The organism is Methylobacterium carpenticola, from assembly GCF_042748905.1.
GTDB lineage: Bacteria > Pseudomonadota > Alphaproteobacteria > Rhizobiales > Beijerinckiaceae > Methylobacterium > Methylobacterium carpenticola.
The window spans coordinates 720,918-738,196 of the sequence record NZ_JBHZEO010000001.1; the positions used below are offsets into that span (position 1 = coordinate 720,918).

Sequence of the window (17,279 nt, forward strand, 5' to 3'; positions counted from 1 at the left end):
GCCCGGCGATGCTGATCCTCGCCGCCGCCCTCTGGCCGGCCTGCCTCGTCGCGCTCCTGCTCGGGGCGGCGACCGGCTGGCTGATGCGCTGGCCCGACGGGAGAGTGGCGCGCCTCGCCGCCCTTGCGGTGGTGCTTCTCTCCGCCACCGCCGCTGGCATCGCCGCCCTGGAGATCGTGCCGGGCCGGGCCGGGCTGTGGGTCGAGACCGCCGCCCTGCTCCTCGTCCCCTACGCGGCCGGCTGCGGGCTCGGAGCCGTGCTGCCGCGGGCGGAGCGGGCGCGCCTGTCCCCGGCGGGGGAGGGGCGCGAGGGCTGATACGGTTTCCGGACGATCACTTTCGGAAACCGTATCACGAGCCCGCGCGGCGCCTGAGCGAGGCCGGTTTCCGCATCGCGAAGCGATCATCCGGAAACCGTATCACGAGCCCGCGCGGCGCCTGAGCGAGGCCGGTTTCCGCATCGCGAAGCGATCATCCGGAAACCGTATGAGACCGGGAAGGGTGCGCTCAAGCGCGACGGGTGCGGGGACCCGCTTGGGTCGCCGTTGCGGCCGATGCGGATTTCATCGCCCTTTCCGGGCTCGATCGGACCCGGAAAGCAGGATGATCGATCCGCGCCTCACCGCGCGCCGCGGCGCAGGTCGTCCTGGATCAGGAGCGCGCTCTTGCCCTCCAGCCGGTTGCGGTAGACCTGCAGGTTCTCGGTCACCCGCTGCACGTAGTTGCGGGTCTCCGTGAAGGGAATCCGCTCGACCCAATCGACCGGGTCGACCTTCGGGTCGCGGGGATCGCCGTAGGCGTCGATCCACTTCTTCACGTTCCCGCCGCCCGCATTGTAGGAGGCGAAGGCCAGGATGTAGGAGCCGCGCCAATCCTCCATCAGCTCGCCGAGATGGGCTTGGCCGAGCCGCGCGTTGTAGGCCGGATCGCTGAGCAGGCGGGCGGCGTCGAAGGTGGCGCTCACCCGGCGGGCGGTGCGCTGGGCGGTGGCCGGCATCATCTGCATCAGGCCCCGGGCCCCGACGCTCGACTGCGCCCGCGGGTCGAACTGGCTCTCCTGGCGGGCGATGGCGAACACCATCGCCTTCTCCACCTGCGGCACTGCCGAGGAGGCCTCGTAGGCGGGGATCCCGTTGGTCGGGTAGGCGTGCCGGTCCAGGGGCAATCCGCGCTGCACCGCGATCTTGCCGAGCGCCACCAGCGCCCGCGGGTCGCTGTCCGCCACCGCGATGTCGCCGAGCGCGTTCAGCTCCGCCGGGTCGTTCAGCCGCTGCGCGAAGTCGATGTAGAGGGGCAGCGCCTGCTCCCGCAGGCCGGCCGCCGCGAGGATGCGCAGGGCCCGCACCGCCGGGCGCGCCTCGAAGGAGGCCCGGGCCGCGCCTTCGAGCGTGCCGGGCGCCCGCAGGGCGAGGGTGTCCTGTCCGAGCTTCGCCCGGGCGAGCTGGCCGTAATAGGCGATCGGCTGGGAGGCGGCCCGCTCGTAGAAGGCCTTGGATTCCGCGGCCTGCCCCAACGCCTCCGCAGCCCGGCCCTGCCAGTAGGCGGCGCGTGCCACCGAGATCGGCGTCTCGGCGATCTCCGAGGCGGTGGAGAAGTGTCGGGCGGCAAGCGGCGCATCGCCGAGGAAGCGCAGGGCGATCCAGCCGGCGTGGAACTCCGCCTCGATGCGCTTCTCCACGGTCCTGGCGCTGTGCCCGGCCACCACCGCGTAGGCGGTCTTGGCATCGCCGAGGTCGAGGAGCTTGCGCGCCACGATGCGGCGCTCGATCCACCATTCGTCGGGATCGACCAGCACCTCCGGGTTGCGCGGCGCGGCGAGCAGCGCCGCCGCCGCCTCGGTCGGCTTGTCGAGCCGGCGCAGGAGCTGGGCGCGCGAGAACAGGTAGGAGGAATCGCCGCGCAGGCTCGGCGGCACCGCGTCGAGGGCGCTCTGGGCGTTGGGGGCCTTGGCCTCGACGGCGCGGCGCGCCCGCACCAGGGTGCCGTAGCTCCTGCCCGCGTAGGTGGCGGCGCGGCCGGCGGCCTCCCAATCCTCCTTCATCAGCGCCCGCTCCATGCGGGCGCGGTGATCGACCTCCGTGAGAACGCCCGGGAAGGCGTCGAGGACCTTGAGTTCGAGGGTGCGGCCGAAGCTCTCCTCGCGCCACAGGTCGCGCGCGAGCGTGGCGGCGTCCTCGGTGAGCCCTTCCGCCTTGAGGGCGAGAGCGAGGGCGAACTTGCCGGGCGGGCTCGCCGGGCGGCGCGTGGCGAAATAGGCCCGCACGACGCTCGGCGCCTTGCGCTGGCTCAGCAGCGCCTCTTCCACCCGCCGCCGGATCATGCCGCCCACCGGCCAGTCTGGGTTGTCGCGGATGAAGCCGACGACGCGCTCGAAGCCGACGCCCGCCCCCGCCCGGATCGCCACCCAGTCGAGGAGGGTGCGCACGGCCGGGTCGGTGAAGGCGTCGCGCTGCCGGTCGCCCTCGTCCACCTGCCCGCGCCGGTAGGCGTCGATGGCGCTGCGCAGGGCCGGGGCGTCGATGTCCACCGCCGGGGTCGGACGGCCCGGATCCGGCACGCTCGGGGCGGGCGGCGCCAGCGGCGTCAGGGTCGCGTCGGGGGCCGGAAAGGGGATGGGGGCCTCCGGATCGGCGGAGGCGTAGGCCGTGGCCGCGGCCGGCAGCGGCTTGGCTGGCAAAGGATTGGCCGGCAGGGAATTGGCCGGAAGCGCCTCGGCCGCGCGGGCGGAGGCGGGCTCCTCGGGACCTGCGGTGGCGCGCAGGGCTCCGGCGAGTTCCGCGCTCTCCGCGGCGGCCGGACGGGCGGAGACGGCGCCCTCGCCCTCGGGGTCCGCGGCCCGCACGGCCGGGCCGCCGAGAACCGCGAGCGCGGTGCCGGAGGCGAGGAGCGTGAGGACCGCGAGGCGGCGCCGTCGGGCCGGGAGCTGCATGGTCGTCGTTCCCCTAAGCGAGAGCGGACATGCCATCGTGGAAGCGCCGCCTTAAGAAGGCATTAACCGTGACTTTTGCGGTTTGCGCGAGGCCGGGCGACGGCCTATGTGTCGGGCGATACGGGACAGCCGCAGAAGCCCCGACCGGGCGAGGACCATCCGCATGACGTCGATTTCGCAGCGCCTGAGAGGCTCGCTCACCGCCCTCGTGACGCCGTTCCGCGACGGCGCCTTCGACGAGGCCGCCTTCCGGGCGTTCGTGGCGTGGCAGATCGAGAACGGGACCCACGGCCTCGTGCCCACCGGCACCACCGGCGAGAGCCCGACCCTGAGCCATGCCGAGCACGACCGCGTGGTCGAGGCCTGCATCGACGAGGCCGGCGGCAAGGTGCCGGTGGTGGCCGGTGCCGGCTCGAACTCCACCGCGGAGGCGGTCGAGCGCGCGCGTCATGCGGAGAAGGCCGGGGCGGACGCGGTTCTCATCGTCACGCCCTATTACAACAAGCCGACCCAGGAAGGGCTGTACCAGCACTTCAAGGCGGTGAACGACGCGATCGGCATTCCCATCCTGATCTACAACATTCCCGGCCGGTCGGTGATCGACATGAGCGTCGACACCATGAAGCGGCTCTATGAGTTGCCCAACATCGCCGGCGTGAAGGATGCCACCGCCAACGTGGCCCGCGTCAGCCTTCAGCGCCAAGCGATGGGAGAAGACTTCATCCAACTTTCTGGCGAAGATGCGACGGCGCTCGGATTCATGGCGCATGGCGGCCACGGCTGCATCTCGGTGAGCTCGAACGTGGCGCCGCGCCTCTGCGCGGATTTCCAGGAGGCCTGCCTCGCGGGCGAGTTCCGGTCAGCCCTGGCGATTCAGGACCGGTTGATGCCGCTGCACACCAACCTGTTCGTGGAGACGAATCCCTCGCCCGCCAAGTACGCGCTGGCCCGCCTCGGCCTGATGACCGAGGAGGTGCGCCTGCCGATGGTGCCGGTGGGGGAGGGGACGCGCCACGCCGTCGACGCTGCGCTTCGCCACGCCGGCCTCGTCAACTGACGAGCCCGCCGGCCGGGGCCCCATCCGCGTGGCGGGACGGGACGGCGCTCCCCATCTGTCATCCGCGGCATCGTCCGCAGTGGCGACCGATGCCGCGCGACCGGTCGCTGCCCCGAGTCTGTGATTGAACGCGCGCTTCCTCGCGCCGAATTGCCTCGTGCGGTTCGGCGGGGGACGAACAGGTCCACCCCGTCGCACAAGGCTTGAGAGAAGAGCCCGTTAATGGCCCCGAAATCGGATCCCGCCCGCCGCGTCGTCGCGGATAACCGCAAGGCGCGCTTCAACTACGAGATCACCGACACGGTGGAGGCGGGCATCGCCCTCACCGGCACGGAGGTGAAGTCGCTGCGCGGCGGCAAGGCGACCATCGGGGAGGCCTATGCGGGCCCCTCGGGGAACGAGTTCTTCCTGTTCAACGCCTACATCCCGGAATATCTCGAAGCGAACCGCTTCAACCACGAGACGAAGCGGCCGCGCCGCCTGCTGCTGCACCGGCGCCAGATCAACAAATTCCTCGGCGCCACCCAGCGCGAGGGCTACACGGTCATTCCGCTCAAGATCTACTTCAACGAGCGCGGCCGGGCGAAGGTCGAGCTGGGGCTCGGCAGGGGCAAGAAGCTCCACGACAAGCGCGAGACCGCCAAGGAGCGGGACTGGCAGCGCGACCGCGCCCGGCTGATGCGCGACAAGGGCTGAGGCCGGGCCGGCCCGGCCTGTCGGTCGCGCAGGGAACGTCGCGCAGGGAACCAAGCCGGAGGTCGGCGGTTCGTTTGGACCGTGAATTGACCTGAGGTGAGATGATGCGGGCCCTCCGCGCGCTACTCCTGACCGGGACGATGCTGCCCGCTCTCCTGCTGCAGTCCCTGCCGGGCCGGGCCGAGCCGGGGACGCCGGGGATCGTCAGAACCGCGCAGGCCGGCGGTCCGCCGGAGCGGGGTGGTCCCGAGCGGGGTGGTCCCGCGGAGCGCGGCGAGCATCCCGCCGGCCGGCCCGAGCGGAGCCCGGCGGCCGAGCGCCCCGAGCCGCGCGAACGTCCCGCCCCGCCCGCCGAGCGCGGGGAGCGTCCGGCGCCGCGCCCGGAACCCCGTGAGCGGGCTCCTGAACCGCGCGAGCGGGCACCCGAGCCCCGGGAGCGCAGCCCCGAGCCGCGCGAGCGTCCGGACCGTGGTGAGCGCCCGGAGCGTGGCGAGCGTCCGGCTCCGCGGCCCGAGCGGGAGCCCGCCGAGCCCGCGCGTCCCCGCGCCGAGCCGCCCGCGGCCCGCCAGCCGGAGCGGCCGATCCCGCCGCGCCCCCCCGAGGCCCAGCCGCCTCGCGAGGAGCGGCCGCGCCCGCCCGAGCCGCCGGCCCAGCGCCAGCCCGAGGCGCCCCGCCCGCCGGGCGGCCCCGAGCGGCCGAGCCAGACCCGCCCGACGCCGCCCGCTGCGAACGAGCCCGCCCGCGCACCGGCAGCCCCCGCCGAACCGCCGGCGCCGGCGCGCCGGCCCGATCAGCCCGGCGCGGCGCCCGCCCGTCCGCCGGGCGCTGCGCCACAGCCCGGTCAGGCCGCGCCGACTCCGTCACCCGCTCCCGCCGCACCCGCGCCGCAGCCGGGAACGCCTGCGCCGCCTCCCGCGCCCGGCCTTCCGCAGTCGGGCCAGCCGGCTCCGGTTCCGCCGGGCCAAGGCATGGCACCTGGTCAAGGCGTGGCACCCGGCCAGGCCGTGCCGCCCGCCGGTGGTCCCGCTGCCGTGCCGCCCGGGCCCGGCCGCGAGGGCCGCGAGTTCGACCGGCGGGACGGTTTCGAGCGCCGCGACCCGGATCGCCGGGGCTCCGATCGCCGCGACCGTCTCCCGGGCGGTGAGCGCCCGGATGACCCGGACTTCGTGCCCGGCGGCTTCCGGCGCAGCGACGTCGACGTGCGCAGCTACGACGAGGTGCGCCGCGCCCGCCGCGAGTACAACGAGGGCGGACGCCTCACCATCCGCGAACCCGGCCGGGTGATCGTGCGCGACAGCGACCGCTACTACATCCGCCACGACGAGACGGAGCGCTTCCGCGAACTCGACCGCGACGCCCGCATCGAGCGGCGCGGCTCCGAGGTGGTCACCATCATCGACCGGCCCGGCGGCGATCAGATCGTCACCGTGGTGGACGAGGACGGCCGCCTCCTGCGCCGCACCCGGCGCGCCCGCGATGGGCGCGAGGTCGTGCTGATCGACAACACCGTCGCGGGCCGCCCCCGCTCGATCGAGCGGGACGTCGTCGTGCTGCCGCCCCCGGACATCCGCATCCCGCGCGAGCGCTACGTCGTGGAGGCGGACCGGGCCGACGAGGGCCTGATCTACGAGGCGCTGACCGCACCGCCCGTCGCGCCCGTCGAGCGCCGCTACACCCTCGACGAGGTGCGCGACAGCCCGACCCTGCGCGCCCGCATGCGCAGCGTCGACATCGACACGATCACCTTCGACAGCGGCTCCTGGCAGGTCGCCCCCGATCAGGCCCGGCGCCTCGCGGCGATCGCGGATGCGATCAACCGTGCGGTGCAGCGCAACCCGCAGGAGGTGTTCCTGATCGAGGGCTACACCGACGCGGTGGGCAGCGACGTCGACAACCTCTCGCTCTCCGACCGCCGGGCGCAGGAGGTGGCGGCGGTGCTCACCCGCGACTTCCGGGTGCCGCCGGAGAACCTGACCACCCAGGGCTACGGCGAGCAGTACCTGAAGGTGAACACTCAGGAGGCGAGCCGCGAGAACCGCCGGGTCACGGTCCGCCGCATCACCCCGCTGATCCAGCAGCAGGCGGGCCGCCCATAGGGCGGCCCGCCGGCGGAGCGCCCCACGCCACCGCGCGTTGATGGCGAGGGTGGGACGCGAGAAGCCCGCCCGTTCCGACGGAGAGGAGCGCCCGATGCCGAGGATGTCCTGCGCCTGCTGCGGCGGGCCGTCGCCCCATCCGGCCCGCCGGGCCTTCCTGGCCGGGGCGGCGGCCGCGGCCGCGGGCCTCGTCCTGCCGGCAGCGACGGCCGTGGCGGCCCCGGCGGTGCCGAGGACCACGCTGACCACCGATCAGGCGCTCCAGCTCCTCCGGGAGGGCAACGAGAGTTTCCGCACCGAGGCCCCCTACCGCTCTCAGCAGGGCCGCGAGCGCCGCGTCGAACTCGCCCGCGGGCAGGCGCCGTTCTGCGTCCTCGTCGGCTGCTCGGACAGCCGGGTCCCGCCCGAATTGCTGTTCGGGCGCGGGCTCGGCGAATTGTTCATCGTCCGCAACGCGGGCAACACGGTGGACACCGCCGCCCTCGGCAGCATCGAATACGGGGTCGGGGTGCTCGGCTGCCCGCTGGTGGTGGTGCTCGGCCACGAGGCCTGCGGGGCGGTCGCGGCGGCGGTCGACGTGGTGGAGAAGAACGCGACCTTCCCGGGCGTGATCGGCGAGATGGTGCAGCCGATCATCCCGGCGGTGCTCGCGGCCCGCGGCCAGTCCGGGGACCTCCTGGATGCCGCGGTGCGCGCCAATGCCCGGCGGGTCGCGGGCCGGCTCAAGACGCAGAGCACGGTGCTTCAGGACGCGCTCCGCCAGAACAGGCTGCGCATCGTGGCGGCGCGCTACGGCCTCGCCGACGGGACCGTGGAGTGGTTCGAGGACATCTGACCCCGCTCCGGCCTTCAGAACTCCATGTCGAGTTCCTCGACCTCCTCGGGCTCGGCGTCGGCGTCGGCGATCCATTCCTGCATCAGGGGCCACGCCATGATGTGGTCGCGATAGGCGCCGCAGCGCGGCGCCAGGTGCACGCCATAGGTGACGAAGCGGGTGCAGACGGGGGCGTACATGGCATCCGCGATGGTCGGGGTCGCGCCGAACAGGAACGGGCCCCCGCTCGCGGCAAGCGCCTCCTCCCAGATCTCCTGGATGCGCGCGATGTCCGATTGCGCGCCGCCCCAGAGCTTGAAGTCGGTGTAGCGCGCCCGCAGATTCATCGGCAGCGCCGAGCGCAGGTTCATGAAGCCCCCGTGCATCTCGCCCGCGATCGAGCGGCACCACGCGCGGGCCACGATGTCGGCGGGGACGAGCCCCGCCTCGGGGCGCCACTCGTTGAGATATTGCGCGATCGCCAGAACGTCCCAGACGCGCACCGGGCCGTGGGTGAGGCGCGGCACCAGGAAGGAGGGCGAGAGGTGCAGGAGCTCGGCCCGGCTCGCCGCGTCACCGGCGCCCAGCACCTCCACGGCGAAGTCGAGGCCCGCCATGCGGCACAGGAGCCAGCCGCGCAGGGACCACGACGAGTAGTTTCGGCTCGATACCGTGAGCGTGGCCTCGGCCATGCGCATCCTCCCCGCGAGCCGGACCGGCCCGCTTCCCCACCGGCCGATCCAAGACTCGTGCCGGTCAAGCCTGCCCCGAAGGTCGAGTCCCGAGGGGCCGGTCCACGAAATCCGCTGCCCAAAATAGCGGCGGCGCGCGCCCGGCGCCATGCGGACGGGGCGGGGACGATCGCGCTTGGCACGTCTGTCGCATGCCTGAAGGGAATGGCCGCTAAGGCTCCGGCACCGCATCGACCGAACGGCACGTCGCGGATCGCCAAGCCTTGCCGTAGTCCGACCGTGGGCGGATGCTCCAGCCCCGGCATCTGTGGGGGAGTCCTCGGGCTGATGCTCTACGACGTCTTCGAGTTTCAGTCCGACCTCGCGGCCGGCACCCGGTCGTGGGGGCAGCTCCTCCACGACGGCATCAGCCCCTGGACCCAGGCGGGCTACGGGGAGCCGGCCACCTGGGTCGCCGCCACCGCCCGCATGATGCAGCGGGCGGGCCTCACCCATGCCCGGCCCTCCTACGGGATCGATGCCGTGACGGTGGGCAACCGCGAGGTGCCGGTGACCGAGGAGCCGGTGCTGCGCACGCCCTTCGGCACATTGCTGCGCTTCCGCAAGGACCTCGACAGCGAGCAGCCCCGCGTGCTCGTGGTGGCGCCGCTCTCGGGCCATTTCGCGACGCTGCTGCGCTCCACGGTGCGCACGCTGCTCGCGGATCACGACGTCTACATCACCGACTGGCACAATGCCCGGGACGTGCCGGTCTCGGCCGGCCGCTTCGGCTTCGACGACTACGTCGCCCACCTGATCCGCTTCCTGGAGACGATGGGGGAGGGCGCGCATCTCGTCGCCGTCTGCCAGCCCTGCGTCCAGGCGCTCGCCGCCGCGGCGGTGATGGCCGAGGAGCGCAACCCCGCCCAGCCGGCCAGCATGACCCTGATGGCGGGTCCGGTGGACACCCGCATCAACCCGACCAAGGTCAACCAACTCGCCACCGAGCGGCCGATCGCGTGGTTCGAGCGCAACCTGATCGCCACCGTGCCCCGCCGCCATGCCGGGGCGGGCCGCCGGGTCTATCCGGGCTTCATGCAGCTCTTCGCCTTCATGTCGATGAACGCGGCCCGCCACATGCACGGCCATCTCGACCTGTTCTGGCACATCGCGCGCGGCGAGACCGCCCGGGCGACCCAGATCGAGACCTTCTACGACGAGTATTTCGCGGTGCTCGACCTCACCGCCGAGTTCTACCTGGAGACGGTGAAGACCGTGTTCCAGGACGCGGCTCTCGCCCGCAACGCGCTCACCTATCGCGGGGCGCCGATCGACATGCGCGCCATCCGCAAGACGGCGCTGATGACGGTGGAGGGCGAGCGCGACGACATCTGCGCGGTCGGCCAGACCATGGCGGCGCACGACCTCTGCAGCAGCCTGCGGCCGTTCCGCAAGCGCCACCACCTGCAGGCCGGGGTCGGCCATTACGGCGTGTTCTCCGGCCGCAAATGGGAGAACCAGACCTATCCGCTGGTGCGCAACTTCATCCAGGCCAACGCCTGATCGGCCCGAAGGCGGCGAAATCCGGGTTCCCCGGCTCGGCAGCAGTTGGAAATCGCACCGAACTGGTGTAATGGGCCCAGCCAGGCGCAGCGTGTGCGCCGGCCTTAGCGGCAATCGCGATGTCCGCCCCTCCCGGTCCGGAACGGCCGGGCCCGGGGTGCATTCCGGTTCGCCGGGCGTCGCAGGACGGCCGCTGGCCGGCCACGGGATGATTGAATTCTAGAGGACAACACCCTTGCAGGTACTCGTTCGGGACAACAACGTCGATCAGGCGCTCCGCGTGCTCAAGAAGAAGATGCAGCGCGAGGGCATTTTCCGCGAGATGAAGCAGCGCAAGGCGTACGAGAAGCCGTCCGTGCGCAAGGCCCGCGAGAAGGCGGAGGCGGTGCGCCGCGCCCGCAAGCAGGCCCGCAAGACCGCGATCCGCGAGGGCCTGATCGCCGCTCCCAAGCCCAAGCCCCGTCCGCTGAACCCGCGCCGCCCGGCCGCCGCTCCGGCTCCCGCGTCGACCCCGGCCGGCGCCGCGTAAGCCTGCGCCCCCCGCTCCGGCGGGACACCGGATTCGTCATCACGATGAGGTCCGCCGCGTGAGCGTGCGGACCTCATCGTGCTTGTGCGCATGCGCTTGGGAGATACCGTCCGATGGCCTTCACCTGCACCGTTCCGGCCGTTCCGACCGTTCAGCTGGACGACGAGGCGGTGCGGATCACCCGCTGGGACTTCGCCCCGGGCGCCGTCACCGGCTGGCACGAGCATGGCTGGCCCTACGTGATCGTGATGGTGACGCCCGGCATCCTGCGCGTCCATGACGGCGCGGCGGTGACCGAGACGACCCTGGCCCAGGGACAGTCCTACCGCCGGCCCGCCGGTATCCGCCACGACGTGATGAACGGCTCCGACCACCCGATCGCCTTCGTCGAGGTGGAGCTGAAGCGGCCGGGCGCGCTCTGATCCGGTTTCCGGACGATCACTTCCGGAAACCGGATCATCCTCCCTGAAACGCGAACGGCCGGGGCGAGGCCCCGGCCGCGTGCGTCGTCCGGTGTGACGCGGATCAGCGCAGGAGCTGGAGCACGCTCTGCTGGGCTTGGTTGGCCAGCGACAGCGCCGAGATGCCGAGCGAGTTGCGGGTCGAGAGGGCCTGCGAGTTCGCCGCCTCCTCGTTGAGATCCGCATTCGTCAGGTTCGACGCGCCGGTGTCGAGCACGTTGATGATCTGCTTGGTGAAGTCCTGCCGGTTCTGCACCACCGCGAGGTTGGCGCCGAGCGACGAGGCTTGGTTCTTCAGGGTGCTCACCGCCGAGTTGATCGTCGTCAGCACCTTGTTGATGGCGTTGGCCTCCACGAAGTCGTTCTGGCCCACCGCCGCCAGGCCGAGATTCGCCGCCGTCACGCTCGAGCCGGTGACCGAGAGCGAGGAGGTGCTCTTCTCGTTGAAGTTGATCTTCAGCGTGTCCCCGGAGAGCAGGTTGACGCCGTTATAGCCCGAATCGGCGGCGAGCTGGTCGATCTGCGTCAGCAGGTTGTTGTAGGTGGTGACGAGCCCGTTGCGCGAGGTCAGGCCGTCGCCGCCGAGGGTGGCGGCCGAGGTGCCGGAGTTGAACGGGTTGTTGGTGCCCGTCGCCAGCAGCGTCAGGCTCTCGGCGCCGGCCTCGTTGGTGGTCGTGATCTTCAGCTGGCCGGTCGCGGTGTCGAGGGAGGCCTGGGCGTTGGCCGGGGCCAGCGCCGCGTTGAGCTGGGTCAGGGTCGCGATCTGGCCGAGCGCCGTGCCGAAGGTCAGCGACACCGCCGTGCCGGTGCCGACCTGGACCGAGATCGTCTTTCCGTCGAGCTGGCTCGGCGTGAAGGTCGACCCCGTGGTGGAGCCCTGGCCGGCGCCGAACGACTGCGTGCTGAAGCCGAGGTTGCTGACCTTCGAGGTGGCCGTGCCGCCGTCGCCGAGCGCGATGGTGGTGGAGGAATCGGCCGCCGTGAAGTTGAACTTGCGGTTGGTGGCGTCGTAAGTCGCCGAGACCGCGCCGCCGGTCGCCACGCTCACCTTCTGGGCAAGCGACACCAGCGTGTCGTTGCGGGCGATCGACACCGTCTTGCCGTTGACGGTGAAGTTGTCGCCGACATGGAAGCCGAGGCCGGTGGCGAGCGAGGTCGAGGTCGGCACGAAGACGCCGTCGACCTTGGCCGGGGAGGCGCCGAACAGGTTCGTGGTGCCGGTATCGGTGCCGATGGTGAAGGCGCCGCCATCGGCCGTGCCCTTGGCCACGATGTTGGCCCCGCTCGCCTCCACCGTCACCGCCGAGCCGCCGGATTTCAGCTGCGTGTTGATGGATTTGACCAGGACGTCCTGGCTGACGTCGTCGACGCCCTTGTTGAGGGTGATCTTGACGTCGTCGATGGTCAGCGTGGCGGTGTTGCCGGAGGCGAACAGCGCGGCGTCGATGTTGGTGGTGTCGCTGAGGTCGACCGCGCCGGTGATGGTCTGCTGGGTCACGCCCGTCGAGGCACCGATGGCGTTGTCGGCCACCGCGGTGGTCGCGCCGACCGAGAGCAGGTTCGAGGTGGTGGCGCCGGTGAGCGCGGTCGAGGCGACGCTGGCCTTGGCCGTGAAGGCGTTCGCCGAGGCGAGGGCCTGCTGGGCCACCGATTTCAGCTGGTCGGTCAGGCCCTGCAGCTTGGTGATGCCGGCATTGGCCGCCTGGATGATCTGGATGCCGTTCGACACGTTGTCGAGGAGGCCCGTCAGGCCCGCCGACCGGGACGACAGGCTGTCGGCCGTGAAGAAGTTGGTCGGGTTGTCGAGGGCCGAGTTGACCTTCTTGTTCGTGGCGAGGCGCGACTGCGTGGTGGCCAGAAGGTTGGCGGTGTCCTGCAGCGACAGCAGGTTCTGCCGCGTCGCGGCCGAGAGCGTGATACCCATGGGTCCGATCCCTTTTTCGATCGTTCAAGCCGTCGTTTTGACAGCGCGACCATTGGAGCGGCCCGACTCCTTGCGGCGGTCTTAAGTCGATCGCGCGGAATCCCGCGCGCTTTCGACATCGTTAACGATTTGCAACCACACTGGGGTGATCCGCGACAGGGACGTCGGCATGCCGCTTCGCATCACCCTCAAGCCCCACGAGCGCCTGATCATCAACGGCGCCGCGATCCGCAACGGCGATCGCGCGGCCGATCTCCTGATCGAGACGCATTGCCGCTTCCTGCGCGAGAGCGAGATCATCCGCGAGAGCGAGGCCGATACCCCGGCCAAGCACCTCTGCGTGACGCTCCAGGTGATCTACCTCGCCGACAACCCCGCCGAGGTCGAGGATCTGCTGGTGCGGCAATCGACCGATATCCTGCGCGTGATGCCGAGCGCGGCGCCCTACCTGCTCTCCATCCAGGACGAGGTGGCGGCCGGGCGCTATCACCACGCTCTCAAATGCGGGCGGGAGCTCGTCGTGCACGAGCGCGGCCTCCTGCAGGCCGCGGCGGAGCGCGGCGACGCCGCCTGACCTCTGCCTGCACATACCCGATCTCGGTATTGGTATTTCGCACGAACCGGTCCCGGCTCCACGCGTTGGCTCCCTGTCTCGCCCGCGCCTTGGAAGGATGAACCGGATGGCCGAGGATCTGCGCTCGCTCTACACGAACGCCCTCAAGAACACCCACGCCCTCGAATTGCAGGCCCTGCAGATCATGGAGCGGCAGGTCGAGCGCCTGGAGCGCTACCCCGAGATGGACGCGGCCCTGCGCCGGCACATCACCGAGACGCATGGCCAGCGCGACCGGCTGGAGGCGGCGCTGGGCGCCCTCGGCGAGAGCCCCTCGGCGCTGAAGGAGGGCGTGCTCGGGCTGATGGGCAATCTCGCGGCCCTCGCCCACACGCCGGCCCAGGACGAGATCCTGAAGAACGCCTTCGCCAACCGCGCCTTCGAGAATTACGAGGCGGCCGCCTACGATTCGCTCATCGCCATCGCGGAGGCGGCCGGGCAGACGGACCATCTCTCGGGCTTCCAGCAATCGCTCAAGGAGGAACTGGCGATGGCCCAGACCGTGGCCGATCTCGTCAAGCCGACCACCCGCCGCTACCTCGAACTGACCCTCGGGGGCGGGAAGGCCGACCGCTGACGCCAGCGCCCGCCGGCCCTGCGGCCCGCGCGGGTGCAGCCTCCTGCGATCGGGCCTATATGCGGGACACTTCTTCTCCCGGATCCCGATCGTGACGCAAACCACTCCTCCGGCGGATGGGGGCTCGGGGCGGCCCGGCCTCGTCGAGACCTACCGCCGCCTCTGGCCCTATCTCTGGCCGCACGGCCGCCTGGACCTGCAACGCCGCGTCTTCGCGGCCTTCTTCCTGCTCCTCGTCGCCAAGGGCGTCACCATGGTGACGCCCTTCACCTTCAAGTGGGCGACGGATGCGCTGGTGGCGGCGTCCGGGAGCAAGGAGGGCGTGCTGACCACGGGGCTGTGGGCCGCGCCGATGCTGCTGATCGGGCTCTACGGCCTGTCGCGGGTGGCGATGGCGCTCCTCACCCAGGTGCGCGACGGGCTCTTCGCCAAGGTGGCGATGCACGCGGTGCGCCGCCTCGCCCTCCAGACTTTCACGCACATGCACCGCCTGTCCCTGCGCTTCCATCTGGAGCGCAAGACCGGCGGCCTCACCCGGGTGCTGGAGCGCGGGCGCAACGGCATCGAGGAATTGTCGCGCCTGATGGTGCTGACGCTGGTGCCGACCATCGTCGAGTTCCTGCTGGTGCTCGGCGTGCTGGCCTACGAGTTCGACCTCGTCTACTCGCTCGTCGTGCTGGTCATGGTCGCGGCTTACCTGGGCTTCACCTACAAGGCCACGGAATGGCGCATCGCCATCCGCAAGCGGATGAACGAATCCGACACCGACGCCAACACCAAGGCGGTCGATTCGCTCCTGAACTACGAGACGGTGAAGTATTTCGGCGCGGAGGCCCGCGAGACCGACCGCTACGACGTCTCGATGGAGAAGTACGAAAAATCCTCGACGCAGACCTACGTCTCGCTCGCCGTGCTCAATGCGGGCCAGGCGGTGATCTTCACGATCGGCATGACGGTGGTGATGTGGCTCTCCGCGCGCGACATCATGGCGGGGAGGACCACGATCGGCGGTTTCGTGCTGGTCAACACGATGCTGGTGCAGCTCTCGATGCCCTTGAACTTCATGGGCATGATCTACCGCGAGATTAAGCAGGCGCTGATCGACATCGACGACATGTTCCGCATCCTGCACCGCAACCCGGAGATCGCCGACCGGCCGGGGGCGGCGCCGCTGGCGGTCGGGCCCGGGGTGGTGCGCTTCGAGGACGTGCGCTTCGCCTACGATCCGCAGCGGCCGATCCTGAAGGGCGTGAGCTTCGAGGTGCCGGCCGGGCGCACGGTGGCGGTGGTCGGCCCCTCGGGAGCGGGCAAGTCGACCATCTCGCGGCTCCTGTTCCGCTTCTACGAGCCGCAGGGCGGGCGCATCCTCATCGACGGCCAGGACATCGCGCAGGTGCAGCAGGATTCCCTGCGGGCCGCCATCGGCATGGTCCCGCAGGACACGGTGCTGTTCAACGACACGATCGGCTACAACATCCGCTACGGCCGCTGGGAGGCGAGCGAGGCGGAGCTGCGCGAGGCGGCGCGCCTCGCCCAGATCGACCGCTTCATCGCCGGTCTTCCCGAAGGCTACGACACGCCCGTGGGCGAGCGCGGCCTGAAGCTCTCGGGCGGCGAGAAGCAGCGCGTGGCCATCGCCCGCACCATCCTCAAGGCCCCGCCGATCCTCGTCCTCGACGAGGCGACCTCGGCCCTCGATTCCTTCACCGAGCGCGAGATCCAGGATGCCCTCGACCGGGTGAGCCGGGGCCGCACCACGCTGGTCATCGCCCACCGGCTCTCGACGGTGGTGGAGGCCGACGAGATCATCGTCCTCGACCGGGGCACGATCGTGGAGCGGGGCGACCACGCGGCCCTGCTGGCGCGCGGCGGGGTCTACGCGGCGATGTGGAGCCGCCAGCGCGAGGCCGACGCCGCCCGCGAGGCGCTCCAGCGGGCGGAATCGAGCGAGGGCGAGAGCCTGCGCCGGAACCTCGAACCGGGCGAACTGCCGCCCCCGTCCGCCAAGGAATCGGCCAAGGCGCCGGAGCCGGCCTCGGTGTCGTGAGGCTGGCCGCCGGATAAGTCGGCCCAGGGGCTCGCGGGTCCGAACCGGCTCGCCTTGATCCGTGTGAGGGCTGTTGCCGGCCTTGAGCGGGCCTTGTGATCCGGAATCCGAAAGATCAGGTCCGGATTCCGGATCACAAGCCCGCGCGGCGCAGCCTCGCTCCGCAGGTTTGAGCGAAGCCGCTTTCCGCATCGCGAAGCGATCAATCGGAAACCGGATCACGAGCCCGCGCGGCGCCTGAGCGAGGCCGGTTTCCGCATCGCGAAGCGATCATCCGGAAAGCGTATGAGGCGGCCTAAATCGCTGCTTGGAGGCCCGCCTTCATCATGGCCAGAGAGGTGTGCCGTCCAGCCCCGCGGTCTCGGGGAGGCTGCAGATCAGGTTCGCATTCTGTACCGCCTGGCCAGCCGCTCCCTTGCCGAGATTGTCGACCACGCCCATCGCGATCACCAAATTGCGCTCCGGATCGGCCGCATAGCTGACAAATGCGAGGTTCGAGCCGGTCGCCCATTTGGTCTGCGGCGGCTTGTCGGTCACGCGGACGAATGCCCGCCCGGCGTAGAAGCGCCGGGCCGCATCCAAGCACTGGCCCGTGGTGGCGCGGCCGCGGCAGTAGATGGTGGCGAGGACGCCGCGGGTCATCGGCACCAAGTGCGGTGTGAACACCAGCCCGGCCGCACTGCCGCCGCTCAGCCGCTCGATTGTCTCGGCCATCTCGGGCATGTGGACGTGCTTGAGCAGACCGTAGGGCACCAAGTTCTCGTTGCTCTCGGCGTAGCCGAACCTGCTGTCGGCGCCGCCCCGGCCGGCGCCGGAGATGCCGGTCTTGGCGTCGATCACGATGTTGCCCGGCTCGATCAGCTCGTTGACCAGCAGCGGGGCCAACGCGGTCAGCGTCGCCGCGGGGAAGCAGCCGGGATTGGCAACGCGGCTCCGGCCCTCGATCTGGGCTGGCCAGACGTCGGCCAGGCCGTACACCCAACCCTCGGCGTAGCGGTGGTCGCCGCCGATATCGACGATCTTCACGTCCTTGGGCACGCGTGCCAGCGCCTCGGCCGAGGTGCCCGTGGGCAGCGACGCGAACAGCAGGTCGAGCTTCGGCAGGCTCGCAGGATCCCACTTCTCGATCACCCGTTCGGCCAGCTTGGCCGGTACACCCGGGAAGCGGTCCACCAAGCGGCTGCCGGCGCTGCCCTCGCCTGCGGCGTAGATGAGTTCGAAAGAAGGGTGGCTCGCGATCAGGCGCATCGCCTCGCCGCCACCAAAACCGCTGATCCCGACAACGCCGACGCGAATGCTCAT

At 71.0% G+C, this 17,279-nt stretch carries 15 protein-coding genes; 11 read left to right on the forward strand and 4 right to left on the reverse strand.

What is annotated here, in order from left to right; translation table 11 throughout:
* Window positions 1-8: 8 nt before the first annotated feature.
* The gene (locus tag ACE101_RS03435) at window positions 9-317 is read left to right on the forward strand and encodes a hypothetical protein (protein WP_379126145.1); all 309 of its coding nucleotides are present in this window, start codon (window positions 9-11) and stop codon (window positions 315-317) included.
* Between the two features lie 302 nt (window positions 318-619).
* Here the strand turns inward: ACE101_RS03435 and ACE101_RS03440 are convergent, their stop codons facing one another.
* Window positions 620-2,929 carry a lytic transglycosylase domain-containing protein gene (locus ACE101_RS03440; protein WP_379126146.1) on the reverse strand — a complete coding sequence of 770 codons (2,310 nt, stop codon included), beginning with the start codon at window positions 2,927-2,929 and terminating at the stop codon, window positions 620-622.
* Window positions 2,930-3,092: 163 nt separating this feature from the next.
* On the opposite strand from ACE101_RS03440, the gene dapA reads away from it, so the two are divergent.
* The 4 genes from dapA to ACE101_RS03460 all read left to right on the forward strand — a co-directional run bounded on the left by dapA (window position 3,093) and on the right by ACE101_RS03460 (window position 7,613).
* Window positions 3,093-3,986 (forward strand): 4-hydroxy-tetrahydrodipicolinate synthase, encoded by an 894-nt coding sequence (gene dapA, locus ACE101_RS03445; RefSeq protein ID WP_379126147.1) that lies wholly within the window; start codon window positions 3,093-3,095, stop codon window positions 3,984-3,986.
* A 222-nt stretch (window positions 3,987-4,208) separates the two neighbouring features.
* Complete coding sequence (gene smpB, locus ACE101_RS03450; RefSeq protein ID WP_379126148.1) at window positions 4,209-4,682, forward strand: SsrA-binding protein SmpB; 474 nt, start codon at window positions 4,209-4,211, stop codon at window positions 4,680-4,682.
* Between the two features lie 101 nt (window positions 4,683-4,783).
* A complete protein-coding gene (locus ACE101_RS03455; RefSeq protein WP_379126149.1) occupies window positions 4,784-6,778 on the forward strand; it encodes an OmpA family protein in 1,995 nt (664 codons plus the stop codon).
* Window positions 6,779-6,872: 94 nt separating this feature from the next.
* The gene (locus ACE101_RS03460; RefSeq protein ID WP_379126150.1) at window positions 6,873-7,613 is read left to right on the forward strand and encodes a carbonic anhydrase; all 741 of its coding nucleotides are present in this window, start codon (window positions 6,873-6,875) and stop codon (window positions 7,611-7,613) included.
* 14 nt (window positions 7,614-7,627) lie between these two features.
* Here the strand turns inward: ACE101_RS03460 and ACE101_RS03465 are convergent, their stop codons facing one another.
* Complete coding sequence (locus ACE101_RS03465; protein ID WP_379126151.1) at window positions 7,628-8,284, reverse strand: glutathione S-transferase family protein; 657 nt, start codon at window positions 8,282-8,284, stop codon at window positions 7,628-7,630.
* A 327-nt stretch (window positions 8,285-8,611) separates the two neighbouring features.
* Here ACE101_RS03465 and ACE101_RS03470 point away from each other — a divergent pair, with 327 nt between their 5' ends.
* The 3 genes from ACE101_RS03470 (at window position 8,612) to ACE101_RS03480 (ending at window position 10,777) form a co-directional block, all read left to right on the forward strand.
* Window positions 8,612-9,826, forward strand: a complete 1,215-nt coding sequence (locus ACE101_RS03470) for a polyhydroxyalkanoate depolymerase (RefSeq protein ID WP_379126153.1) — start codon at window positions 8,612-8,614, stop codon at window positions 9,824-9,826.
* A 235-nt stretch (window positions 9,827-10,061) separates the two neighbouring features.
* Window positions 10,062-10,355 carry a 30S ribosomal protein S21 gene (rpsU, locus tag ACE101_RS03475; protein WP_379126154.1) on the forward strand — a complete coding sequence of 98 codons (294 nt, stop codon included), beginning with the start codon at window positions 10,062-10,064 and terminating at the stop codon, window positions 10,353-10,355.
* A gap of 113 nt (window positions 10,356-10,468) precedes the next feature.
* Complete coding sequence (locus ACE101_RS03480; RefSeq protein ID WP_379126155.1) at window positions 10,469-10,777, forward strand: cupin domain-containing protein; 309 nt, start codon at window positions 10,469-10,471, stop codon at window positions 10,775-10,777.
* A gap of 103 nt (window positions 10,778-10,880) precedes the next feature.
* Here the strand turns inward: ACE101_RS03480 and ACE101_RS03485 are convergent, their stop codons facing one another.
* Window positions 10,881-12,740, reverse strand: coding sequence for a flagellin (locus ACE101_RS03485; RefSeq protein WP_379126156.1), 1,860 nt, complete (start codon window positions 12,738-12,740; stop codon window positions 10,881-10,883).
* Between the two features lie 169 nt (window positions 12,741-12,909).
* Between ACE101_RS03485 and ACE101_RS03490 the strand changes: the two genes are divergently transcribed.
* The 3 genes from ACE101_RS03490 to ACE101_RS03500 all read left to right on the forward strand — a co-directional run bounded on the left by ACE101_RS03490 (window position 12,910) and on the right by ACE101_RS03500 (window position 15,977).
* Window positions 12,910-13,314, forward strand: coding sequence for a flagellar biosynthesis repressor FlbT (locus tag ACE101_RS03490; RefSeq protein WP_379126157.1), 405 nt, complete (start codon window positions 12,910-12,912; stop codon window positions 13,312-13,314).
* 106 nt (window positions 13,315-13,420) lie between these two features.
* On the forward strand, window positions 13,421-13,930 hold the full coding sequence (locus tag ACE101_RS03495; protein ID WP_379126158.1) for a ferritin-like domain-containing protein: 510 nt from the start codon (window positions 13,421-13,423) through the stop codon (window positions 13,928-13,930).
* Between the two features lie 91 nt (window positions 13,931-14,021).
* On the forward strand, window positions 14,022-15,977 hold the full coding sequence (locus ACE101_RS03500; RefSeq protein WP_379126159.1) for an ABCB family ABC transporter ATP-binding protein/permease: 1,956 nt from the start codon (window positions 14,022-14,024) through the stop codon (window positions 15,975-15,977).
* 324 nt (window positions 15,978-16,301) lie between these two features.
* On the opposite strand, the gene argC is transcribed toward ACE101_RS03500, so the two are convergent.
* Window positions 16,302-17,279, reverse strand: a complete 978-nt coding sequence (gene argC / locus ACE101_RS03505; RefSeq protein ID WP_379126160.1) for an N-acetyl-gamma-glutamyl-phosphate reductase — start codon at window positions 17,277-17,279, stop codon at window positions 16,302-16,304.